Origin of the sequence: Duganella sp. Root336D2 (genome assembly GCF_001425005.1) — a bacterium.
Lineage (GTDB): Bacteria > Pseudomonadota > Gammaproteobacteria > Burkholderiales > Burkholderiaceae_D > Rugamonas.
In genome coordinates, this window is sequence record NZ_LMDB01000012.1 from 317,400 (window position 1) to 340,130 (window position 22,731).

Annotated in this window: 22 protein-coding genes; 14 read left to right on the forward strand and 8 right to left on the reverse strand. The window is 63.8% G+C overall.

Annotation, left to right across the window (positions count from 1 at the left end; translation table 11 throughout):
- Nucleotides 1-146: 146 nt before the first annotated feature.
- The 4 genes from garD to ASD07_RS30095 are packed head-to-tail and all read left to right on the forward strand — an operon-like array spanning nt 147 to nt 5,929.
- A complete protein-coding gene (gene garD, locus ASD07_RS11590; protein ID WP_055929720.1) occupies nt 147-1,703 on the forward strand; it encodes a galactarate dehydratase in 1,557 nt (518 codons plus the stop codon).
- A gap of 16 nt (nt 1,704-1,719) precedes the next feature.
- Complete coding sequence (locus tag ASD07_RS11595) at nt 1,720-2,535, forward strand: NAD(P)-dependent oxidoreductase (protein WP_055929723.1); 816 nt, start codon at nt 1,720-1,722, stop codon at nt 2,533-2,535.
- Nucleotides 2,532-3,413: an aldose 1-epimerase gene (locus ASD07_RS11600; protein WP_055929726.1), complete on the forward strand. Its 882-nt coding sequence runs from the start codon at nt 2,532-2,534 to the stop codon at nt 3,411-3,413. The genes ASD07_RS11595 and ASD07_RS11600 overlap by 4 nt, the downstream gene beginning before the upstream one ends.
- Complete coding sequence (locus ASD07_RS30095) at nt 3,410-5,929, forward strand: family 43 glycosylhydrolase (protein ID WP_082507269.1); 2,520 nt, start codon at nt 3,410-3,412, stop codon at nt 5,927-5,929. Before ASD07_RS11600 ends, ASD07_RS30095 begins: the two co-directional genes overlap by 4 nt.
- Here ASD07_RS30095 and ASD07_RS11610 read toward each other — a convergent pair.
- Entirely contained in the window at nt 5,926-7,695 is a 1,770-nt protein-coding gene (locus tag ASD07_RS11610; RefSeq protein ID WP_055929729.1) for a GDSL-type esterase/lipase family protein, read from the reverse strand. The genes ASD07_RS30095 and ASD07_RS11610 overlap by 4 nt on opposite strands.
- A gap of 72 nt (nt 7,696-7,767) precedes the next feature.
- The gene (locus ASD07_RS11615) at nt 7,768-8,469 is read right to left on the reverse strand and encodes a FadR/GntR family transcriptional regulator (protein WP_055929731.1); all 702 of its coding nucleotides are present in this window, start codon (nt 8,467-8,469) and stop codon (nt 7,768-7,770) included.
- 144 nt (nt 8,470-8,613) lie between these two features.
- On the opposite strand from ASD07_RS11615, the gene ASD07_RS11620 reads away from it, so the two are divergent.
- The 7 genes from ASD07_RS11620 (at nt 8,614) to ASD07_RS11650 (ending at nt 15,710) form a co-directional block, all read left to right on the forward strand.
- Nucleotides 8,614-9,345, forward strand: a complete 732-nt coding sequence (locus ASD07_RS11620; protein WP_082507333.1) for a FadR/GntR family transcriptional regulator — start codon at nt 8,614-8,616, stop codon at nt 9,343-9,345.
- A gap of 119 nt (nt 9,346-9,464) precedes the next feature.
- Nucleotides 9,465-10,376, forward strand: coding sequence for a 5-dehydro-4-deoxyglucarate dehydratase (gene kdgD, locus ASD07_RS11625; protein ID WP_055931766.1), 912 nt, complete (start codon nt 9,465-9,467; stop codon nt 10,374-10,376).
- Complete coding sequence (locus ASD07_RS11630) at nt 10,376-11,956, forward strand: aldehyde dehydrogenase (NADP(+)) (protein WP_055929738.1); 1,581 nt, start codon at nt 10,376-10,378, stop codon at nt 11,954-11,956. The genes kdgD and ASD07_RS11630 overlap by 1 nt, the downstream gene beginning before the upstream one ends.
- Nucleotides 11,957-12,007: 51 nt before the next feature.
- Nucleotides 12,008-13,417: an MFS transporter gene (locus tag ASD07_RS11635; protein WP_055929741.1), complete on the forward strand. Its 1,410-nt coding sequence runs from the start codon at nt 12,008-12,010 to the stop codon at nt 13,415-13,417.
- Nucleotides 13,417-14,292, forward strand: a complete 876-nt coding sequence (locus tag ASD07_RS11640) for an SMP-30/gluconolactonase/LRE family protein (RefSeq protein ID WP_055929745.1) — start codon at nt 13,417-13,419, stop codon at nt 14,290-14,292. Before ASD07_RS11635 ends, ASD07_RS11640 begins: the two co-directional genes overlap by 1 nt.
- Before the next feature lie 117 nt (nt 14,293-14,409).
- The gene (locus tag ASD07_RS11645; protein WP_055929748.1) at nt 14,410-14,994 is read left to right on the forward strand and encodes a PEP-CTERM sorting domain-containing protein; all 585 of its coding nucleotides are present in this window, start codon (nt 14,410-14,412) and stop codon (nt 14,992-14,994) included.
- Nucleotides 14,991-15,710, forward strand: a complete 720-nt coding sequence (locus ASD07_RS11650; RefSeq protein ID WP_055929749.1) for a PEP-CTERM sorting domain-containing protein — start codon at nt 14,991-14,993, stop codon at nt 15,708-15,710. The genes ASD07_RS11645 and ASD07_RS11650 overlap by 4 nt, the downstream gene beginning before the upstream one ends.
- 12 nt (nt 15,711-15,722) lie before the next feature.
- Here the strand turns inward: ASD07_RS11650 and ASD07_RS11655 are convergent, their stop codons facing one another.
- Both ASD07_RS11655 and ASD07_RS11660 read right to left on the reverse strand, forming a co-directional pair.
- Nucleotides 15,723-15,986 carry a hypothetical protein gene (locus ASD07_RS11655; protein WP_055929752.1) on the reverse strand — a complete coding sequence of 88 codons (264 nt, stop codon included), beginning with the start codon at nt 15,984-15,986 and terminating at the stop codon, nt 15,723-15,725.
- Entirely contained in the window at nt 15,983-16,795 is an 813-nt protein-coding gene (locus ASD07_RS11660) for a helix-turn-helix domain-containing protein (RefSeq protein WP_055929755.1), read from the reverse strand. Before ASD07_RS11660 ends, ASD07_RS11655 begins: the two co-directional genes overlap by 4 nt.
- A 110-nt stretch (nt 16,796-16,905) precedes the next feature.
- On the opposite strand from ASD07_RS11660, the gene ASD07_RS11665 reads away from it, so the two are divergent.
- Complete coding sequence (locus ASD07_RS11665; RefSeq protein ID WP_200953790.1) at nt 16,906-17,907, forward strand: alpha/beta fold hydrolase; 1,002 nt, start codon at nt 16,906-16,908, stop codon at nt 17,905-17,907.
- A 10-nt stretch (nt 17,908-17,917) separates the two neighbouring features.
- On the opposite strand, the gene ASD07_RS11670 is transcribed toward ASD07_RS11665, so the two are convergent.
- Entirely contained in the window at nt 17,918-18,754 is an 837-nt protein-coding gene (locus tag ASD07_RS11670; RefSeq protein WP_055929758.1) for a class I SAM-dependent methyltransferase, read from the reverse strand.
- A gap of 100 nt (nt 18,755-18,854) precedes the next feature.
- On the opposite strand from ASD07_RS11670, the gene lpxO reads away from it, so the two are divergent.
- Together lpxO and ASD07_RS11680 are read left to right on the forward strand one after the other, a co-directional pair.
- Entirely contained in the window at nt 18,855-19,754 is a 900-nt protein-coding gene (gene lpxO, locus ASD07_RS11675) for a lipid A hydroxylase LpxO (protein ID WP_055929761.1), read from the forward strand.
- A gap of 131 nt (nt 19,755-19,885) precedes the next feature.
- Entirely contained in the window at nt 19,886-20,305 is a 420-nt protein-coding gene (locus ASD07_RS11680) for a hypothetical protein (protein ID WP_055929764.1), read from the forward strand.
- On the opposite strand, the gene ASD07_RS11685 is transcribed toward ASD07_RS11680, so the two are convergent.
- The 3 genes from ASD07_RS11685 to ASD07_RS11695 are packed head-to-tail and all read right to left on the reverse strand — an operon-like array spanning nt 20,274 to nt 22,654.
- Nucleotides 20,274-21,050 (reverse strand): ABC transporter substrate-binding protein, encoded by a 777-nt coding sequence (locus ASD07_RS11685; protein WP_055929768.1) that lies wholly within the window; start codon nt 21,048-21,050, stop codon nt 20,274-20,276. The two genes, ASD07_RS11680 and ASD07_RS11685, sit on opposite strands and share 32 nt — an antisense overlap.
- Nucleotides 21,051-21,053: 3 nt before the next feature.
- Nucleotides 21,054-21,386: a hypothetical protein gene (locus ASD07_RS11690; protein ID WP_055929770.1), complete on the reverse strand. Its 333-nt coding sequence runs from the start codon at nt 21,384-21,386 to the stop codon at nt 21,054-21,056.
- 5 nt (nt 21,387-21,391) lie between these two features.
- Nucleotides 21,392-22,654, reverse strand: coding sequence for an NRAMP family divalent metal transporter (locus ASD07_RS11695; RefSeq protein WP_055929773.1), 1,263 nt, complete (start codon nt 22,652-22,654; stop codon nt 21,392-21,394).
- Nucleotides 22,655-22,731: the final 77 nt, after the last annotated feature.

The following is a 22,731-nucleotide window of genomic DNA, read 5'->3' on the forward strand; positions in this document are numbered from 1 at the left end:
TTTTAAGTGTGGTGAAAGTGCGTCATCTGGTCAGGCCATTCTAATTTGGTCAGACCAAATATGCAAGGTGGACTAGCCAATCGAGATTTTTGTGTGGCATACTGAAAACGAAGGCAAGGAACAATGCAAGTACCCAAAGGATTTCTATGAAAATTGCACGCTACATCAAGATGCACGAGGCTGACAATGTCGCCATCGTGGTCAATGACGGCGGCTTGCCGGCTGGCTCGGTATTCCCGGACGGCCTGACGCTGGTCGAAGGCGTGCCTCAAGGGCATAAAGTCGCGCTGGCCGACCTGGCTGAAGGCGCTGCCGTGACGCGCTATAACGTGACCATCGGTTACGCAGACCAGGCGATTCCCCGCGGTTCCTGGGTGTCTGAGAAGGTGTTGCGCATGCCGGGCGCCCGTTCGCTGGATGGCCTGCCGATCGGCACCCGCAAGCCGGCGCCGCTGCCGCCGCTGGAGGGCTACACCTTCCAGGGTTACCGGAATGCCGATGGTTCGGTCGGCACGCGCAATATCCTGGCCGTGACTACCACCGTGCAGTGCGTGTCGGGCGTGGTCGACCACGCGGTCAAGCGCATCAAGGAAGAACTGCTGCCGCGCTATCCCAATGTGGATGATGTGGTGGGGCTGGAGCATATCTACGGCTGTGGCGTGGCGATCGATGCGCCGGGCGCCGATGTGCCGATTCGCACGCTGCGCAATATCAGCAGGAACCCGAACTTCGGCAACCAGGTGATGGTGGTCAGTCTCGGCTGCGAGAAGCTGCCGCCCACGCGACTGTTCCCGACCGGGAGCATCCCGATCGCGTCGGCCAACCTTAACGCGGCGGCCGGCGAGCCGGACGTGGTCTGCCTGCAGGACGGAGCGCATGTCGGCTTCAATTCCATGATCGACTCGATCATGCGCACTGCGGAGCATCACCTGAAAGCGTTGAATGCACGCCAGCGCGAAACCGTGCCTGCGTCCGAACTGGTGGTCGGCGTGCAGTGCGGCGGCAGCGATGCTTTCTCCGGCGTGACTGCCAATCCGGCAGTGGGCTATGCCACCGACCTGCTGGTGCGCGCCGGCGCCAGCGTGATGTTCTCGGAAGTGACGGAAGTGCGCGACGGCATCGACCAGCTTACTTCGCGCGCCGAGACGCCCGAAGTGGCGGCGGCGATGATCCGCGAAATGCAGTGGTACGACGATTACCTGAAGCGCGGCGGCGTTGACCGCAGCGCCAACACCACGCCGGGCAACAAGAAAGGCGGCCTGTCGAACATTGTGGAAAAAGCCATGGGTTCGATTGTGAAGTCCGGTTCGGGGGCCATCAACGGCGTGCTGTCCCCGGGCGACAAGCTGACGCAGAAAGGCCTGATCTACGCGGCGACGCCAGCCAGCGATTTCATTTGCGGCACGCTGCAGATGGCGGCCGGCATGAACATCCACGTTTTTACCACCGGCCGCGGTACGCCATACGGCCTCGCGGCGGTACCGGTGATCAAGGTCGCCACACGCAACGACCTGGCGCAGCGCTGGCACGACCTGATGGACGTGAACGCGGGACGCATTGCCAGCGGCGAAGCCAGCATCGAGGATGTCGGCTGGGAGTTGTTCCACCTGATGCTGGATGTGGCGAGCGGCAAGGAAACCTGGGCCGAACACTGGAAGATCCATAATTCGCTGGCGCTGTTCAATCCAGCGCCGGTAACCTGATGACGGAGTAAAAGACATGACGCAAACTGGAAAACCATTCAAGCGGATCCTGATGACCGGCGCTGCGGGCGGCCTGGGAAAAGTGCTGCGCGACCGCATCAAGCCGTGGGCGGAAGTGGTGCGCCTGAGCGATATCGCCGACATGGGCGAGGCGCGCCCCGGCGAGGAGCTGGTGCAGTGCGACCTGTCCGACAAGGCCGCGGTGATGAAGCTGATGGAGGGCGTGGATGCCGTGCTGCACTTCGGCGGCATTTCGACCGAAGCACCGTTCGAGGCGATCATGCAGGCCAATATCCTTGGCGTGGCGAACCTGTACGAGGCGGCCTATAAGCACGGCGTGAAGCGCCTGATGTTCGCCAGCTCGAACCATGCGATCGGCTACTACAAGACCACCGATATGCTGGATGCGAACATGCCGACGCGGCCGGACAGCATGTACGGCATTTCAAAGGTATTTGGCGAGCAGATGTCGCGCTACTACTACGACCGCTTCGGCATCGAGACTGTCTGCATCCGCATCGGCTCCAGCTTCCCCCAGCCGGCCAACAAGCGCATGATGTCGACCTACCTTTCGTATGACGATTTGACGGAGCTGCTGCGCTGCTCGCTGTTCGCACCGCGTGTGGGCCACACCATTGTGTTCGGCATGTCGGACAACGATTCGGTGTGGTGGGATAACCGCTGTGCGGCGCACCTGGGCTATCGCCCGAAGGATTCGTCGGCGAAGTTCGCGCACCTGTTCCCGGATACTTCCGACTTCCCGCAGAAGGACGACATCACCACCATCTACCAGGGCGGTAAATTCCTGCTCGATGGCCCGATGTTCAAATGATCGAACTGCGCAGCGGCTGCTTGCAGGCGGTAGTGCTGCCGGCTGCCGGCGGCGGCCTGGCGCGGCTTGACTGGCTTGGCGGCATTGCGCCGGCTGCGGTGCTGCGCCCGGCTCCAGACGGCGTCGCGCAGCCGCTGCCGGGCCAGTTGGCCTGTTTCCCGCTCGTCCCCTGGTCCAACCGGATCGCCCCTGAAGGTTTTGAATTTGAAGGCCGCCGTATCACGCCCGCGCCAACACGCGCAGGCGAACCTTGCCCGATCCATGGCGATGGCTGGCGCATGCCGTGGAACGTCGAGGCCAGGGACGACAGCAGCGTCGTGCTCTCGCTCCACCGCCGCGACGGTTCGCCATTCGCATTCACCGCGCACATGGCCTATACGCTGTCGGACAACGCGTTGCGGGTGACGCTCAAGGTGACCAACGACGGCCAGCATCCGCTGCCGTTTGGCCTCGGGCTGCATCCATGGCTGCCCGACCCGGAAGGCGCGCGGTTGCGGGCTGCCGCAGATGGCGTGTGGCTGTCCGACGCCGACAAGCTGCCCGCGGCACGCAGCACTGTGCCGTCGGCATGGGATTTCGGCGGCGATGCGGCGCGCCCACTGCCGCGTGCAGGCGTCGATAACGCCTTCACCGGCTGGGATGGCCGCGCACAGATCGACTGGCCGACGCGACGTTTGCGGCTGCGCATCAGCGCAGACATGGCTTATTACATCCTGTACGTCCCAGCGGGCAAGGACTTCTTCTGTTTCGAGCCGGTCGACCATCCGGTCAACGCGCATAACCTGCCGGGCGGTGCGGCCGCGAATGGCCTTACCGTCCTGGCGCCAGGGCAGAGTTTGCGGCGCACCGTACGGTTTGCGGTTGAGGAGATTGCATGAGGAGGCTGCAAGCCGTGCTGGGCGTCGCCTGGCTGGCCGCCGGCGCGAACAGCATGGCGGCATCTGGGGAGGCGCCATATAACGCCGGAACAACGTTTGCCAAGCTGGCCGGCCAGTATCCTTACATTGCGGTTGCTGCTGCAGAGGCACCTGCACCGGTTCGCGTGCTGCGCAACCTTACATATGCCCAACGCGCAGAGCATGCGTTGCAGCTCGACCTTTACCTGCCCGGGCCGAATGGCGGCGGCGATGAACGCCCTTCGCCGCTGGTCGTGCTGGTCCACGGCGGGGGATGGCGCAGCGGCACACGGGAAAATATGGCGCCACTGGCTGCCCGCCTTGCGGCGCGAGGCTTCGCGGCCGCCACGGTCGATTATCGTTTGTCAGGCGAAGCACAGTATCCTGCTGCGATCGACGATGTCAAACAGGCGGTTCGCTGGCTGCGCCTGGCGGCGCCGCAATATGGCCTGGACGATAAGCGCATCGCCGCCGCCGGTGGATCGGCGGGCGGCCAGATTGCTGCATTGGTCGGCATGACGAGCGGCAGTGATGCGTCGAGTGCCGTGCAGGCGGCCATTAATATAGATGGCCTGTCCGACTTTACCTCCGAGGAGGCGCGCAAGCATGAAGACGACCCGGCCAGGAACCCGTCCGCGGCCGCTGCCTGGTTGGGCGGCCGCTATGCCGAACAGGAAGCGCGTTGGCGCGATGCATCGCCCCTGACGCATGCAGGTGCAGGCAGCGCGCCGGTACTGTTTGTCACCAGCGCCCAGGCGCGCTTCAGCGTTGGGCGCGAGGCGTTGGCGGCGCGGCTCAGGCAATACAAGATACCGGCCGAGCATGTGCATTTACCCGGGACGCCGCACTCTTTCTGGTTGTTCGACCCTTGGCTGGCCCCGACTGTCGATGCCATGCAAGGTTTCCTTGAGCGCACGCTCGGCGTACCGCAAACGCGCCGCGCGCCGTGGTCGCCGGATTTGGCCGATGGCCGTTACCGCAACCCGATCCTGCATGCCGACTATTCGGACCCGGATGTAATCCGCGTCGGCAAGCGCTACTACATGACTTCTTCAAGTTTCACCAATGTACCTGGCCTGCCATTGCTGGAGTCGGGCGATATGCTGAACTGGAGGCTGGTCGGCCATGCCCTGCGAAGGCTGGTGCCGGGAAAGGCGTTTCGCACGCCGCAGCATGGCAAGGGCGTATGGGCGCCGTGCCTGCGCTTTCACGATGGCAAGTTCTGGATCTTCTATCCCGATCCGGATTTCGGCATCTACGTCATCACCGCCAAAGACTTTGCTGGCCCATGGAGCAAGCCGCGGCTGATCATGGCCGGTAAAGGCTTGATCGATCCAGCGCCGCTGTGGGACGACGACGGCAAAGCGTGGCTGCTGCATGGGTGGGCGAAGTCGCGCGCGGGCTTCAACAACGTCCTGAGCCTGCGCCCTATGGCGCCGGACGGCAGCCGCATGCTGGACCAGGTCAGCCGCGTGGTCATCGATGGCAATACGCTGCCGGGCTATAAGACGCTGGAAGGCCCCAAGCTCTATAAGCGCAATGGCTGGTACTACGTGTTCGCACCGGCCGGTGGTGTGGAGTCGGGATGGCAGTCGGTGTTCCGTTCACGGCATATCGACGGACCGTATGAAGCGCGCATCGTTATGGAGCAGGGCAGTTCCTCCACCAATGGTCCGCACCAGGGCGCCTGGGTGGGAGCGGAAGATGGCGGCGACTGGTTCTATCACTTCCAGGACAAGCGCGCGTTCGGCCGCGTGGTGCATTTGCAGCCTATGCGCTGGCTGGATGACGGTTGGCCGCTCATCGGCGAGCCTTCCGTCAAGCCGGGTGTGGGACAGCCTGTGCTTGAATACGCCAAGCCGATAGCGGGGCTGGCGCCGGCGTCGCTGGCAAGCGGCGACGAGTTCGGCGCAAAGCGCCTCGCACCGCAGTGGCAATGGGTGGCCAATCCGGCACCCGGCTGGAACTCGCTGACTGCACGTGCCGGCTTCCTGCGCCTGTACGCTCAGCCCGTGGCAGCGCCGGCGAATGGCGAAGCCGCTATCGCGCCGCTGCGATCATTGCCTGCAGTGCTGACGCAGAAACCTCCTGCGCCAGTCTTTACCGCAGTGACGAAGGTCGACCTGCATGCTGTTGCCGACGGCGATATGGTCGGCCTGGCCATGTACGGCCAAAGCTACGCCTGGCTGGGCCTGCGCCGCGAGCACGGCGGACTGCGTGTTGCCTACGTACGCTGCGAGGCAGCCAATGATAGATGCAAGGAACAGCAGGAAGCATCGTTCCCGTTGCCGCTGAAGACGTCCGTCCATTTGCGCATGGATGTTGGCGCTGGTGGCCAAACCGCGTTCTCCTATGGCCAGGACGGCGTCCACTTCACACCCGCAGGCACGCCGTTCACCGCCGCTATGGGCCGCTGGGTCGGCGCCCAGATCGCACTGTTCGCCACCGGCGCGAAGGGTTCTTACGCCGACATCGATTATCTGCGGATCACGCCTTAGCGGGCCGCGGGGCGGAGTCTGGATAGGTGGCCGGCACCGGCATTGGCCATGACGTTGGGCTGCACGTCGCCAGCGGGGAGGGCGGTATAGCCGTAGGGGACGCTCCATCCGACGTCTGTAGGGAAGCCGCAATCGGCCAGTGTTTTGCCGTTCAATTGCGAGCCGCGGTCAAGGACCGAGCCCGGTTCGGACATGCCCGGATTGTGCAGCACATCGCCGCAGCCACGCGCGCCTTCGATGTCGTAGGCGTTGGCATCGATGATCACGCGCGCCTGTTTGGCGACGCCGACGCTGTATTCATGCGCGTACTCGGCATGCTTGCGCGAACCCTTGTGGAAGTTGTTGAACAAGTGGACTTGCCCGAACCTTACGCGTGGAGTGCGCGCTGTCACGTGGTCGAAGAAGTTGTTCGAGAAGGTCACGCGCAGGTGGCCTTCATCGCCGGTGGCGCGGTCGCTGGCTCCAACCAGTGTGTTCTTTTCGTGCAATGCGAAGTGGTTGTACGACACGGTGACGAAGTCAGAAGCCGCCGTGATATCGAGTGCGCCGTCGTGGCACTGCTTCAGCATGCCGTTCTCTTTGGGCGACTGGCCGTCGGTGCGCGGCGCATCGGTGAAGCTGTTATGGTCGAGCCAGACGTGATGCGAACCGGTGACGGTAATGCCGTCGTACTGCGAATTCCAGTTGCCGTGCGGCCCGTCCTGGGGATCCCATTTCGGATCGGGGTCGCATGGATTGCTGAGCGCGAGGTTGCGGATAACGACCTGGCTCACGTTGGCCACAATAATGCTCGCATTCACAAGGCCCGCATCTTCGCCAAGCCCGATCAGCGTGGTGTTGGATGGAATCCGCAGCAAGCCGGGCTTGGCTGCGTCGGCCATGTCGAGCATGCCGCGTACCTGGATGATGCGTGCCTCGTGAGCGGCGGCCAAGGCGGAGCGAAGTTCGGCCGGAGTGGCGACGGTATGCAAGGCCGAGGCGGGAGCAGCGGCGCCGCCATGCGTGCCGCCTTGCTCGCCGGCCCAACCGTCGGCAGGCGCATGTTCGCGCGCAGCCTGGCGCGAGGTCTCAGCAGGATCTGTCAGGGGCCCGAGGGCAGGGAACAGGCGCAGCAGTTCGCGCGCGGCCATGTCGCCGAAGAAGCGGCCGCCTTTTGGACCAAGGTGGGTGTAGTCGAATCCTGCGCCTTTAGGTTGGGCCAGCGTGTCGGCATTTTCCGGCCCCATGGCCTGCACGGCAGCCAGGGATAGCGCATTCAAGTCCAGCACCGCTACGCCTTCGCTCCGCGCCACTTCGCGTGCGGCCGATGCCCAGGGCGCCAGGTCATTCCACACGTAGCCATTGCGGAAGCTGCGGCGCGTGAGAGAGGTCACCAGCACCGGCACGCCGCCACCCGCCTTCACGTCGGCCACATAGCGCGCCAGGTTCGCAGGGTATTCCTTGACCAGGTCCGTCGAGCGGCCGGGCTTGCCCGGCTGGTCGTTGTGGCCGAACTGCATCAGCACATAAGTTTTGTGGAAGCCGGCTCCATCGCGCAGCAATGCCTGTACCTCGTCCCAGCGGCCCTCGGCACGGAAGGAGCCGGAACTGCGGCCGTTCTTGGCAAGATTGAGGCAGGTCGTGTCGGCGCGCTGTCGCCGGCACAGGTAGTCGCCGTATCCCCCGCCGCTGGCGACGGTCGAATCGCCGACCAGGATGATGCGATCGGCAGCGTGGGCTGGCAAGATGGCCGCACAGGCCAGGGACAAAAGGATGTGACGCAGCATGAGGCTCCCCCGGAAGTTCGCCTCATTTTATTTTGGTCCGACCGCACTTACAAGTGGTCAGGCCAAAATTATTCAGCCGCGTGAGAAGGTCTTGGTAACGCGTTCCAGGTGGGCGCGCATGGCCTGGCGCGCGCCGGCGGCATCGTGCGCTGCGATCGCCGCTACGATATTCCGATGGTCATCCAGCGTGTTCTGGCGCAGTTCTTCCGTCTGGAAGTGCTCTTTCAGCTTGTGCCACATGGTGCCGCGCTGGTTCCACAGCGTCTCTACCACCCCCACCAGCGCCGTATTGCCGGTAGCGCGCGCAATCGCCAGGTGGAAGTTGCGGTCGGCTTGTTCGTTGGTGGCGCGGTCGGAGTGGTGCTGTTCCATTTCCGCTGCAGCGCGCAGGATTGCGTCGATGGCCGAATCGGTGGCCATCTTTGCCGCGATCGCCGCGACCTCGGATTCAATCAGGCGTCGCGCAGCCAGCACTTCAAACGGACCCGGGCCGCCTTCCGTCACATCCGAAGGGGCCGATGCCTTTTCGCTGACATACACTCCCGAGCCGCCGCGCACCTCGACGATGCCGGACAGTTCGAGCGCAATCAGCGCCTCGCGCAGCGAAGCGCGGCTCACACTCAGTTTGGCGGCCAGATCGCGTTCGGCCGGCAGGCGGGTGCCAGGCTTGATGTTTTCTTCGCGGATCAAATCCTGGATCTTGGCGGCGACCACGCGGTACAGCCGTTGTTCGGCTGCTGGATTCGGCTCCGTTGCAACGATTTTTTTGCTCATGCGGCCAGGGCCTTCTATATAGGGGGAGATGGTCGCCCGATTTTAATTTGGTCCGGCCAATTTCGCAAGAAAGCATGGCGCGAGAATGGGCCAGGATATCTCTGATAGGATGTCTGACATCTTTTTGGCATGTATAATGAGGCCATGACTATCCTCCCTCGCAAGCGACACACCCTGGCCCAGGGCGTGGTCGAACAAATCAGCGGCAGCATCAAAAGCGGCGTGCTGAAGCCCGGCGACAAGCTGCCGACCGAATCGGCCATCATGGAGCAGCATGGCGTCAGCCGCACCGTGGTGCGCGAAGCGATTTCGCATCTGCAGGCGGCTGGCCTGGTGCAGACCCGCCATGGCATCGGCACCTTCGTGCTGGAGAAGCCGCGCAATACCGGCGGCCTTGGCATCGACGCCGAGAGCATTGTTACGGTGCGCGACGTGCTGGCCATCCTCGAACTGCGCATCAGTATGGAAACGGAGACTGCCGGCCTGGCGGCTACCCGCCGCAGCGACGAGCAAGTGGCTGAACTGGCGCAGGCGCTGGCCGATATGCGACAAGCGATGGAGCAGGGGCGCGCTTCGGTGGAAGCCGATCGCCGCTTCCACCTGGTGATTGCCAAGGCCACCGGCAACCGCTATTTCGTCGACATCCTGGGCCAGCTTGGCCAGGCGATTATTCCGCGCGCCCGCGTCAACACCGCCAACCTGTCGCAGGATCGTCCGGCAGACTACCTGGAACGCGTCCACCGCGAACACGAAGACATCTTCCGCGCCATCCAGCGCCAGGACCCCGAAGCCGCCCGCGCTGCCATGCGCACCCACCTCTCCAATTCCCGCGAACGCCTGTTACAGGCCCAGCAACGTTTCGAAAACGCAGCGTAAAAAATGGGGTACGTCCCCATTTTTTCGCTTGCGCGCATTTAAACTAAGTTGTACGATGACTTACAACTTAATTCAAGCGCGATTCGTCCAAAAACCACACTTAGGAGTCAACGATGTCCATGTCCCCGCAAGAACTCAAGAAAGTCATGTCGTCCGGCCTGCTGTCCTTCCCGATCACCGACTTCGACGCAGAAGGCAATTTCAACGCCAGGACCTATGCCGAACGCCTGGACTGGCTGGCTCCCTATGGCGCCAGCGCGCTGTTTGCGGCCGGCGGTACCGGTGAGTTCTTCTCGCTGACCGCTACTGAATATTCGCAGGTGATCAAGGTCGCCGTGGAAAGCTGCCGCGGCAAAGTGCCGCTGCTGGCAGGTACCGGTGGCCCGACACGCCAGGCCATCGCGCTGGCGCAGGAAGCCGAGCGCCTGGGCGCTGATGGCCTGCTGCTGTTGCCGCATTACCTGACCGAAGCAAGCCAGGACGGCCTGATCGAACACGTGGCCCAGGTGTGCGAGTCGGTCAGGATCGGCGTGATCGTCTACAACCGCGCCAACTGCCGCCTGAGCGCCAACTCGCTGGCGATCCTGGCAGCGCGCTGCCCGAACCTGATCGGTTTCAAGGATGGCGTGGGCGAGATTGAGCTGATGGTGCAGATCTACCGCAAGCTGGGCGACCGTTTCTCGTATCTCGGCGGCCTGCCGACTGCGGAAGTCTATGCCGGCGCCTATAAGGCCCTGGGTACGCCGGTATATTCCTCGGCGGTGTTCAATTTCGTGCCGAAGCTGGCGATGGACTTCTACCACGCCACCACCGCCGGCAACACTGCCGAAACCGACCGCATGCTCGATGAATTCTTCCTGCCATACCTGGAGATCCGCAATCGCAAGGCAGGCTACTCGGTGTCGATCGTGAAGGCAGGTGCGCGCCTGGTCGGCCATTCCGGTGGCCCGGTGCGGGCTCCGCTGACCGACCTGACCGCGGAAGAAGACGCAATGCTGCTGGCGCTGATCAAGAAGCAAGGTGCCCAATAATGCAGGTCACCGGTGAAATGATCATCGGCCAGCAACTGGTGCGCGGCGCAGCCGGCACCTTGTTGGCCTTCAACCCGGCTACCAGGCAAAACCTGCAGCCGGCGTTCGGCCAGGCCGAACTGGCGGACGTGGAGCGCGCCTGTGCGCTGGCCGAACAGGCTTTCGATGCCTATCGCGCCACCACGCCGGAAGTGCGGGCCGCCTTCCTGGAAGCGGTCGCCGGCAATATCGACGCCCTCGGCGCAACGCTGACCGAGCGTGCCATGGCCGAAACCGGCCTGCCGCAAGCCCGCCTGGAAGGCGAGCGTGGCCGCACCGTCAACCAATTGCGCCTGTTTGCCAAAGTGGTGCGCGACGGCCATTGGCAGCACGCCACGCTCGACTCGGCGCTGCCGCAGCGCACGCCGCCGCGTCCCGACCTGCGCCTGCGCAAGATTGCAATCGGCCCGGTCGCCGTGTTCGGCGCTTCCAACTTCCCGCTGGCGTTTTCCGTGGCTGGTGGCGACACCGCTTCCGCGCTGGCTGCCGGCTGCCCGGTGGTGGTGAAGGCGCACGCCGCCCATCCCGGCACATCGGAGCTGGTGGCGCGCGCGGTGCGGAAAGCGGCGGCGGATTGCGGCATGCCTGAAGGCGTGTTCTCGATGATCCACGGCGATGGCCGCGTGGTCGGCCAGGCGCTGGTCGCCAACCCGTCGATCAAGGCAGTCGGCTTTACCGGTTCGCGCCAGGGCGGCACTGCCCTGATGCGGACTGCCGCTGCGCGCCATGAGCCGATTCCGGTGTACGCCGAAATGAGCAGCATCAACCCGGTCTTTATGCTCCCTGCGGTGCTGGCAGCGAATGCCGAAACACTGGGCGCCGCTTTCGTGGAGTCGCTGACGATGGGCGTCGGCCAGTTCTGCACCAATCCAGGCCTGGTGATCGGGGTAGCCGGTTCCGACTTCGACCGTTTCGCTTCGGCTGCCGCTGCTGCGCTGCAGCCGAAGGGTGCCGGCACCATGCTGACCGCTGGCATTCACACTGCATATGAATCCGGCGTCGGCCGCCTGTCCGATGTTGCCGGAGTTAAATTGCTGGCACTGGGCCAGGCAGAGGGCGCTGGGTGTGCCGCGCAGGCTGCGCTGTTCCGGGTCGACGCAGAAACCTTCCTCGCCAGCCATGCGCTGCAGGACGAGGTGTTTGGCCCGGCCTCGGTACTGATCTCCTGCCGCGACGAAGCCGAAGTGCTGCGTCTTGCCGCCAGCCTGGAAGGCCAGTTGACCGCCACCGTGCACTGCACTGCCGACGACCATCCGCTGGCTGCCAGGCTGCTGCCGACGCTGGAACGCAAGGCCGGCCGCGTGCTGTTCAACGGCTTCCCGACCGGCGTCGAAGTGTGCCACGCGATGGTGCACGGCGGCCCGTTCCCGGCTACCTCGGACACCCGCACCACGTCGGTTGGCGCCACGGCGATCGAACGCTTCCTGCGTCCGGTAAGCTACCAGAATGTGCCGGCAGCCTTGCTGCCGGCCGCCCTGCAGGACGATAATCCACTGCGCCTGGTTCGCATCGTGGACGGGGAGCTGCGCACGGCAGTTTGATCAAGTAGTACGGCCGGAGGAGACGCCGGCCGCTTTCGAATATAAGAAACTATGAATCAGCCCAACCCGCAAGCCGTCGGCCTGGCAGCCGAACCGGCCGCCGCCATCGGCAAATACCGCTGGACCATCTGTGGCCTGCTGTTCTTTGCCACCACCATCAACTACCTTGACCGCCAGGTGCTGTCGCTGCTGGCGCCCGCTTTGTCGAAAGAATTCGGCTGGTCGAATAGCGACTACGCCAACATCGCTGCCGTATTCCAGTTCGTGTACGCGATCTCGATGCTGTTTGCCGGCCGCGTGATCGACAAGATGGGAACGCGCCGCGCTTTCGTACTGGCGATCGTGGTGTGGTCGATGGGCGCGATCCTGCATGCATATTCGGTGTCGATCGGAACCACGTTCTCGAATATTCTCGCTGCCATCGGTATCGCCGCGGTGCCGGTGTCGGTGGCCGGCTTCATGGTGGGCCGCGCCGTACTGGCGCTGGGCGAGGCGGGCAATTTTCCGGCGGCGATCAAGGCCACCGCTGAATATTTTCCGAAGAAGGAACGCTCCTTCGCCACCGGCATCTTCAACTCCGGTGCAAATATCGGCGCGATCCTGGCGCCCATCACGGTGCCGCTGATTGCCGAGCTGTGGGGCTGGCAATCAGCTTTCATCATCATCGGCGCGATCGGCTTTGTCTGGATGGGCTTCTGGCTGTATTTCTATGAAACGCCGGCCAGGCAGAAGCGCCTCGCGCGCGCCGAGCTGGATTACATCAACAGCGATGCGGGCGATGCGCCGGCCGCGCCGGACGCCGACGCGGCACCGCGCAAGGCATCCTGGTTCAAGCTTCTGGCCTACCGCCAGACCTGGGCTTTCACGGTCGGAAAATTCCTGACCGACGGCGTGTGGTGGTTTTTCCTTTTCTGGCTGCCGAAGTTCATGTCGGCGCAATACGGCGTATCGGCTACCGAAATGGTGCTCCCGCTTGCGGTGCTGTACTCGATGACCATGTTTGGCTCCATTGGCGGCGGCTGGTTCCCGACCTTCTTCATCAACCGCGGCGCCAGCGTCTACCAGGGCCGCATGCGCGCCATGCTGACCATCGCCTTCTTCCCGTTGGCGGTGCTGCTGGCGCAGCCGCTTGGTTACCTGGGCATCTGGGTGCCGGTAGTCCTGATCGGCATCGGCGCCTCGGCGCACCAGGCCTGGTCGGCCAACCTGTTCACCACTGTGTCCGACATGTTCCCAAAACATAGCGTCGGCTCCGTGGTCGGCATCGGCGGCATGGCTGGTGGCCTTGGCGGTGTAATGATCACCAAGGTTGCAGGCCGCTTGTTCGACCACTACAGCGCACTGGGCCAGATCCAGACCGGCTACATGATCATGTTCACCTTTTGTGCGCTGGCCTACCTGCTCGCCTGGTGCGTCATGAAGGCGCTGGTTCCGGCTCACAAGGAAATCACTGACCTCTGATGGAAAAAATAAGCGGTGTACATTGCACGGTGGGTGAAAGCCCCACCTGGCACGCGGGCGAGGGCGCATGGTATTGGGTCGACATTCCGGCGCGCCGCATCTGGCGCCTTGACTACGCAAGCGGCGCCACGCGCTTCTGGCAAGCTCCGGAAATGGCGGCCTGCGTTTCGCCGGCCGCGCGCGGCGGCCTGATCGCCGGCATGGAGACCGGCATTTTCCACCTGTCGCTGCAAGAAGACGGCAGCGCATCTGCCCAAAGACTGGCCGCGCCGCCCGGGCCGGAACTGGGCGAGGGCATGCGTTTCAATGATGGACGCTGCGACAGGCAGGGCCGCTTCTGGGCCGGTACCATGTTCATGGATATGTCGGCAGAGCGTTCGGTCGGCCGGCTTTATCGTTACAGCGCGGGTGAAGGGCTTTCGGCGCCTTTCGTATCCGGCTTGCTGACCCAGAACGGCACCGCCTTCTCGCCAGGCGGGGACGTGATGTACCTGTCTGATTCCCATCCGAAGCGGCGCATGGTGTGGGCCTTCGATTACGACATTGCCAGCGGTACGCCGCATAACAAGCGCATCTTCCTCGACCTGGGCGCGCAAAAAGGCCGTCCCGACGGCGCCGCCGTCGATGCCGACGGCTGCTACTGGACTTGCGCCAACGACGGCGGCCTGCTGCAGCGCTACACGCCGGCCGGTGTGCTGGACCGCGAGACCGCGCTGCCGTTCGCCAAGCCGTCAATGTGCAGCTTCGGCGGCCCCGACCTGCGCACACTGCTGGTCACGTCGATCGACCCCGGCAATGTCACCGACGGCTGGCCGGGCAGCGTCCTGCTGCTGCGGCCGGGCGTACAAGGCCTTGCCGAAGCTATGTGCAACTAACCAGCCCTGCTGCTGGCGCTTGCCGCGCCGGCCCATGCGGGCGTTGTCGCCAGCTTTGACGTCACTTCCGCAGTCCACTGGACCTCAAAGGGCGAGGGCAATATCGATGACGCGGAAGTGTTCGAGCCTTTTGGCGGTACCATCCGCTCGAATATGCAGCCCCTGCGTAACTGCCGCAAGACTTACACTTCCGTACATATGTCGACCTGCTATTTCGATAGCGACCTGTCCGGGTTCAGCTCGCCATACGATAGTGCTTACCTGAAGCGCCTTGGACTCGCTGGATTCAACCGTACTCCAACGCTGGTGGCACTACTGAGAGTATCGAAGAGCGGCTCGTACTACGGCAATTTCACGTTCCTCAGCGGCTCTTACGTCTCGGAGCCAGACGGCAACGACACTTTGTTTACCGGTTTTAACACCAACTACCAGTTTAATTTTTACGGCACGGGCATGGATTTTGGCACAACGCTGAACGCTGCCCTTGCGGACTTGCTATGGCAACGTGAGACGAAAAGCCTGCGCTACACCACTTTCCTGGAACACACCCGCTTTGATCCGCTGACTGGCATCGACGCGACCATCACGGCGGAAGGATGGAACGGCCAAATGGCGGTGAGGGCGGTGCCGGAACCTGGCGTGCTGGCCCTGTTTGGCATTGGCTTCGCTGGCCTTGCGGCCCTGCGCCGGAGGAAGGCATGAAGTCCCTCGTTTTGCCAGCCATCCTCCTGGCTTCGGCTGGCTTGGCGCATGCCGGCATTGCGACCACGTTCAGCGTCGATTCGGGCAAGCACTGGAATGTCAAAGACGATGACCTCAGTTACGACACGCAGGTCTTCACGCCATTTGGCGGCACCTTGCGCTCCAACCTGACTTCCCTGCGCGATTGCCGCCACCGCTATGTCGGCACGGCACACGGCTCGACCTGCTTTTTCGACTTTGACCAGTCGGGCATCCAAACGCCCTACGACAGCAGCTACCTTGCCCGCTTTGGAACTGCGGATCCTTCCGACCAGGTCCTGTATGCCAATATTCAGGTGCAACCCGATGGCAGCTACACGGGCCACTTCATCTTCAGCGTCGAGAAGGATGAATACAACTGGAAGGACCGGATTTCGCTCTTCTACAGCAGCAGCTACCAGTTGTTCTTCAAAGGCACTGGAATGGATTGGGCGACATCAATGGATGCCACCTTGGCTGAGACCTTGTGGCACCGCGAGCCGCTGTCCGAGACGTGGTTTGGTACCCAGTGGAGTCGCGTCCGCAACGATCCGGGGACCGGCGCTGAAACATGGCGGGAATTTGAGGGTTGGGAGGGCGGCCTGAAGGTGGCCGCAGTCCCGGAACCGGCAGCGCCCGCGCTGTTCGGCATCGGCCTGGCGGCTATCGCGGGCCTGCGCAGGCGCAAGCCTGGCTAAGCCGCCTGCCCGTTACGAGCGCGGGAGCGCGCGCACTTCGACCGTGCCGCCTGCATCGTAATCTGGATTCCCGGCAAGGAAGCGTTGCGCCGCTTCCAGGCTCTCTGCGCGGACCCTGATGTAGCCGTTCACGCGGGCAGGCGCCGGCACGACGCTGCCGCCATCGAACTGTCCCGAGGCGCGCAGACCGGACAGGTAGTGCTCCCAGCGGGCGCCGTCTTCGGCGACGGCTCGATCGATGGCATCGTCATGCATGAGGAGGATGTAGTCGTTCATATCGACCTTTCAAGTGAACGGCAAAATACGGCGCTGGCCTCATCTGCCGGGAAGCACGATTCAATATGCAGTTCTTCCAGCGTAACGTCGCGCGGAGTACCGAAGGTGGTGATGGTGGAAAAGAATGCCAGGCGCTGCCCGTCGCGCTGGAACACCGTTTCAAGCAGCGGCTCGGGCACCGCGCGCAAGTCGCGCTGGCGCCATTTCTCGGGTACGCCGGGGTAGGCCAGCACTTCGTCCAGCAGTGCGCGAGCCTTGCTGTCGTTGGGTGCTGTCGCAACCAGCTTGTGCAGGTGGGCCAGCAGGGTGCCGGCGATTTCCTCCCAGTTCACCAGGACCGAGCGCAAGTCCTGCGGGTCGAATGCGTGGCGCAGCATATTGCGGTGCGGACTGTCGCGGCCATCCAGCAGCCAGCGGTTCATGCGGATGGCGGCGTCGTTGGCCATCACGATGTCCCAGTGCCGGTTCATCAGGAAGGCGGGGTAGGGCTCCTGCTGCTTCAGCATCGCTTCGATGGCGCGCCGCATTGGCGCCAGTTCGGGATTGGCCAGCGCGGATTCCGTGTAGCGCGGCGCGTACCCGGCGGCCACCAGCAGCGCGTTGCGGTCGCGCAGTGTCATTTCCAGTGCGTCGGCGATGCGCGCCAGGACGTCGCGGCCGGGTTGGGCCTTGCCGGTTTCGATGCAGCTCAGATGGCGCGTGGAGAGGCCGGCATCCAGTGCCAGGTCCATCTGGCTCAGGCGGCGAGCGGAGCGCCATTCGCGCAGCAGGGCGCCGATATGGGTGGTCGGGGTGGGGATTGCGTTCATGTGGCGATATTAGCAAGGTTTGGCGCTGCGCTTCCATGACCTCCGAGGTCATTGCTTCGCGTCGCTCCCGGGCCGATCATGCATACCATTGAAAACCTGTCTTGAAGGGAATGAGCATGATTCGCCGGGACTTTTTGAAATTGGGTTTTGCCGCTACCGCACTCAGCGCCTTGACGGGCATGGGGGGCTTTGCCAGTGCTGCCGAAGGCGTGGCAGCGGGGGATGCAGCGCTGCGCGCCGGGGCTGCGCGCGATGCCCGGCGCTGGCACGCGGCGCGGCGTTTTGTCGCCACCAGCGTTGGCCGCATTGCAGTTGTGGAACGTGGCCGCGGCCCGCAGGCAGCGCTGTTCCTGCATGGCCTGCCGTTGAACAGCTTCCAATGGCGAGGCGCGGTGGCGCGCCTGGCGCCGCATCGCCGCTGCATCGCGCCGGACTTCCTCGGGCTTGGCCACAGCGAACCAGCGCCGCAAGCCAAGCTCGATCCGGAAGGCCAGGTCGCCATGCTGGCCGAGCTGCTCGATAAACTGGGCGTCGATAAAGTCGATGTGGTGGCCAGCGATAGCGGCGGCGCCGTGGCGCAGCTGTTCCTGGTGCTGCACCCGGAACGCGTGCGCAGCCTGCTGCTGGCCAACTGCGACACCGAAATCGATTGCCCTCCGCCCGCCATGCTGCCCGTGATCGAACTGGCCAGGCAAGGCAGGTTTGCGCAGGAATGGCTGGCACCCTGGTTGGCCGACAAGGACAAGGCGCGCGCGCCGGAGGGCCTGGGCGGCATCTGCTATGCCCGTCCCGCCGCACTGGCGGACGAGGTATTCGAAACCTACCTGCGTCCCCTGGTCGACAATCCGCAGCGCCTGCACGGCTACATTGCGGCGCTCGAGCGCAATGCCCTGCACGGCATCAAGCCGGCGTTGCAAGCCAGTACCGCGCCGGTGCGGGTGTTGTGGGGCATGGCGGACACTATCTTCCTGCCGCGCGGCGCCGACTATCTTGAGCAGGCCTTTGGCAACAGCAAAGGCGTAGGCCGCCTCGAAGGCAGCAAGCTATTCTGGCCTGAGGAGCGCCCGGAACTGGTGGCGCAGGAAGCGCTGGCGCTATGGCGCAGCGCATGACGGCCAGCGCTTAACGCTTGCGGTAGATGCAGACCATGATATCGCTGGGGAACAGCCGCATCAGCGGCAACAGCGCCCAGCGCATGGCCAGGTAGCGCAGCGGGGCCTTGAACGGGTGGAGTCGGCCGAACACGGTCATCCAGCGCCACATGCCTTCCTTTTTCACGATGGCCAGCTCGGTGCTGTGGCGCAGTGCGAAGCCTTCCCGTTCCACCAGCCTGGTGAGGTTGGACGGATTAAAGTAATGCGCATGCGGCGACGGCATGTCCTTCTGCCACAGCCGGTCGAACGGACCATGCAGGCCGAAGCGGGCGAACAGCTTGGACAAGCGGTAGCACAGCCCGCGGCTGCTTGGCAGGTTCAACACCAGCGTGCCGTCCGGCGACAGGCGCTGGTGGCAGTCGCGCAGCGCGGCACGGATATCGGGGATATGTTCGATCACTTCGTTCAGCACGATGATGTCGAATTGCTCCCCGTCCGCCAGCGCCTGCGGGAAGTAGCCGATGCGCACCGGCAGCCCGCGCGCAGCCGCTTGCCGCGCCAGCACTTCATCGGGCTCGACGCCCAGCACGTCGAAAGCACAGGATGCCGCTTCCAGGAACCAGCCATGGGCGCTGCCCACGTCAAGCAGCGTGTTGGCGCGCGGCGCGGCAAACTGGCGGGTGAGGGCGACGATGGTGCGGCAGTTGTCCTGGCGCAGCGCATTCAGGGACGCTTCGCGCATGTCTTCAGCGCCGCTTGCAGGTGCGACGCAATGGGCTGCGCCTTCATAGGCGCAGCCGGGGCAGGTCCGGTGCCAGCCTGAGAGGCCGGTCTTCAATGGGGCGTAGCAAATAATACAAGTCATGCGCGCCACGATAGCATGCTTACATTGTTGCGATATTCACAAATACTCACTTTGCAGACTGCGGTAAAATCGCAGGTTTGGATCTTTCCGAGGTTTCGCAATGAAATGGGCTGTTGTCGGCTTTTACATCCTGTCCGTCCTGCATATCCACTTCCGTGGCAAGGTACGGCTCCCGATCGGCCGCCAACTGTTCGACCATTCGTCGTTCATGGCCCCGATCAATATCTTCATGCACTGGTTCTCGCGCGTGCCGTCGACCCCTTACCTGCCGGTTGACACCTTCCAGGAACTCAAGCCGCTGCAAGACAACTGGCAAGTGATCCGCGCCGAAGCGGAAAACCTGCTGCGCCTGCAGAAGATCAAGGCTTCGGAAAAGAACGACGACGCCGGCTTCAATTCCTTCTTCAAGAATGGCTGGAAGCGCTTTTACCTGAAGTGGTACAACGCCAGCCATCCATCGGCGCAGGAACTGTGCCCGCAGACCTATGCCCTGCTGGCCTCGATCCCGTCGGTGAAGGCTGCCATGTTTGCCGAACTGCCGCCTGGCGGCAAGCTCAATCCGCACCGCGACCCGTTCGCCGGGTCGCTGCGCTACCACCTGGGCCTGGCCACGCCGAACGATGACCGCTGCTTCATCGACGTCGATGGCGAGCGCCATAGCTGGCGCGATGGCCAGGGCGTGATTTTCGATGAAACCTATATCCACTGGGCGATCAACGGTTCCGAGAGCGGCCGCATCATCCTGTTCTGCGACGTGGAGCGTCCAATGCGTTATCGCTGGGCACAGGCGGTCAACCGCTTCCTGGGCCGCACCATGATGACCGCCGCCGCCTCGCCCAACGAACAGGGCGACCAGGTCGGCCTGGTGTCGAAGCTGTTCCGCGTTTCCTTCTACGCCGGCAAATACCGCCGCGCTTTCAAGGCCTGGAACAAGACCGTCTACAAGATCACCAAGTTCGGCCTGATTATCGGCGCCGCGGCAGCGCTCTATTACATCTGAGCGGGTGCTGGCGTAAAACTGTCGGAATTCCTTACAGCTGAAAAAGTGCTGCATTTAAAATCAGCAACTTATATTTCTTGGCGTGATTATTGCTTACTGTCTGGTTAAGAAAAATTAACTAGAGGAAATATATGGGGAAGCTGGGGCTGGGCGCTTGCGCCTTGCTGCTGTCCATGAGCCAGGGGGCTTGCGCTGCACTCCTGTCCAGCTCCGATGCACCTGGTGCAGGCAATGCCGGTCCCGACCCGTTCGAGTTGAGCGCCGCCGAAGACGGCGCCGCCACGTTCCAGGACGGCTTGGCCGAGCCGCCGGAATTTCCCTTCAGCCCGCCCGGCAATGCCGGCAGCCTGCGGGCCAACCTTGGCAGCATGATGCTGGATGTCGATCCGGCCTTGGCCAATAATGTCCTGTTGGGCAGCAAATTCGAAGCAGTCGACGATTCCGCGCACAAGCCTGCCATACAGGCCTTGTGCGGCATCAGCCTGGTGGTGCTGTTGGCGTTTCGCGCGGCGGGACGTTTCAGCGGCAAACGGCGGCGTCGGCGACGGTAAAGTGATAGCGCAGCGCGATGCGGCGCCACTCGCGGTCGCAGGGCATGGCGGCCGCAATCCTGTCCAGCTCTATTGCCAGCTCGCCGGCATCGCGCGCCAGGACGAAGTGGCGGCCAAACTGGCTGAAGGGCTTGTCGCCCACATGCAACTGGCCAAGGGGCAGTTTTTCCCGGTCCATCTGGCGTCGCAGGTAACGGAATGAACTGAGCGGCATCACGGTGAAATCCGCCTGGCCCGCTACCAGCTTGCGCAGGTTGCTCATGGCATCGGCCGCGTTGCTGCGCGCCAGGCTCTTGCCGACGTATTCGTCGATGCCGGGATAACGGTTGCCGGCAATGCCGGCAAAGCGCAGGCCGACCAGCGAAGCGGGGCCTTCGTAGCGCACCGGATTGTCGATGCGCGACACGATGGCATTGCTGTCGTCCAGGAAGGCCGGGCTCCAGTGGAAGCGCTTGCGCGGCACGTCGCCGATGAAGGCTGGCGACAGGAACAGGGCCACGCCATCGAAGCCGCCGGCCGCCTCCATCAACTGGTTAAGCTGGCGGCGCTGGAGCGACACCAGCTGCAGCGTGTAGCGGCCGTCCAGCTTGTGGTTCAGGTAGCGTACCAGCGCGGGCGCCAGCCCGCCTTTGCCGTCGATGTAAGGCGGTCCGCGATAGCTGTTATAGGCCTTGACGAGGGTGCCGGCGCCGGCCTGCGCCGAGGCTGCAAGCAGCAGGGCGAAGGCAAGGCGGCGCCGCAGCATTGCTCAGCGCTTGGTGGCTGCCGGCAGGCGCGCTTCTTCCTGCGTCAGGATCCAGACCCGGTCGATATTGCCGTTCATGTCTTCGGTGTAGTTGACGATCAGGGTCGCCTCGGCCAGTGCGCTCGGCACCAGGGTCAGGTTTTCTTCGCTGAAGATGCGCGCGGCAGGCGAGAGCTGGCGCGGCTTGCCGTCGATGGCGATGTCGGGCGCATAACCGAAGGCCATCTTGCCGCGCTTGGCGCTGGGCGGGAATGGGCGGGGTTCGCCGGCCAGCGCAGGCAGGGCAGGCAGGGCGATGGCGGCGGCAAGGGCCAGCAGGAAGTGTCGTTTGTTCATGCGCGCTAGCTTACCATGCTGGCGAACATGGCCAAAACTGCCAAGGCCATGACTGTGGTACAGGACCAGCCCAGCACGCGCAGGCGGCGCGACAGGACGACCTCGCCCATCACCCCGCGCCGCGTCGACAGCAGCATGGTCACCACCATCACCGGCACCGCGACCACGCCGTTGACGACTGCGCTCCAGAACAGCGCCCGCATCGGGTCCATCGGCAGGAAGCCGATGCCGACGCCGGCCAGCGTGGCGGCGACGATGATGGCGTAGAACTTGCGCGCGGCCTTCGGTTGCAGTTCCAGGCTGCTGCGCCAGTTGAAGGCGCCGGCCATGGCGTAGGCAGCCGAACCTGCCAGCACCGGGATCGCCAGCAAGCCGGTGCCGATGATGCCCAGGCCGAACAGCGCAAACGCCAGTTCGCCTGCAATCGGCCGCAGCGCCGCCGCGGCCTGCGCCGACGAACCGACGTGGAAGATGCCGTGCGCATGCAGCGTGACCGCGGTGGTCAGCATGATCGACCATGCCACCAGGTTGGAAAAGCCCATGCCGATGGCCGTATCGAGCTTGATGCGGCGCAGTTGCGGGCGCACCTGGCGCGGCGCGCGCTTGAGCGGCTCGGCCTGCGGGTCGGCCTGCAGTTCCTCCACTTCCTGCGCGGCCTGCCAGAAAAACAGGTAGGGGCTGATGGTGGTGCCGAATACCGCCACCATCGTGGTCAGGTACGCCTTGTTCCATTCCATGTGCGGCGAAAAGGTGCGCTTGGCAACCTCGCCCCAAGGCACGTCGAGCACCAGCACTGTCGCGGCATAGGCCAGCAGCGCCAGCGTCAGCCACTTCAGCATGCGCGCGTAGCGCTGGTAGGGAATGAAGACTTGCAGCAGCACCGACAGCAGGCCGAAGGCCAGCGCGTGCCACTGCGCCTTGCCGCCGGCCACCAGGTGCAGCGCATCGCCCATGGCAGCCAGGTCGGCCGCGATATTGATGGTGTTGGCAAACAACAGCAGGCTGACCATGCCGTACAACAGCCAGGCCGGGAAGCAGCGGCGCATATTGGACGCCAGCCCGCGCCCGCTGGTACGGCCGATGCGGGCGCTGGTTTCCTGGATGCCGACCATCAGCGGATAGGTGAACAAGCCAAGCCACAGCATGCCGAAGCCGAACTGGGCTCCAGCCTGGGAATAGGTGGCGATGCCGCTGGGATCATCGTCGGCGGCCCCCGCGACCAGGCCCGGGCCGAGCTTGTCCAGCCATGATTGGCTCTGCTGTTCCATGCCACCGATGCTAGCTGGCTCCGGCCCCGCCTTCTGTTAGAACACGAACATGCAAGTCGGGCTCTGGTCTGGCAATC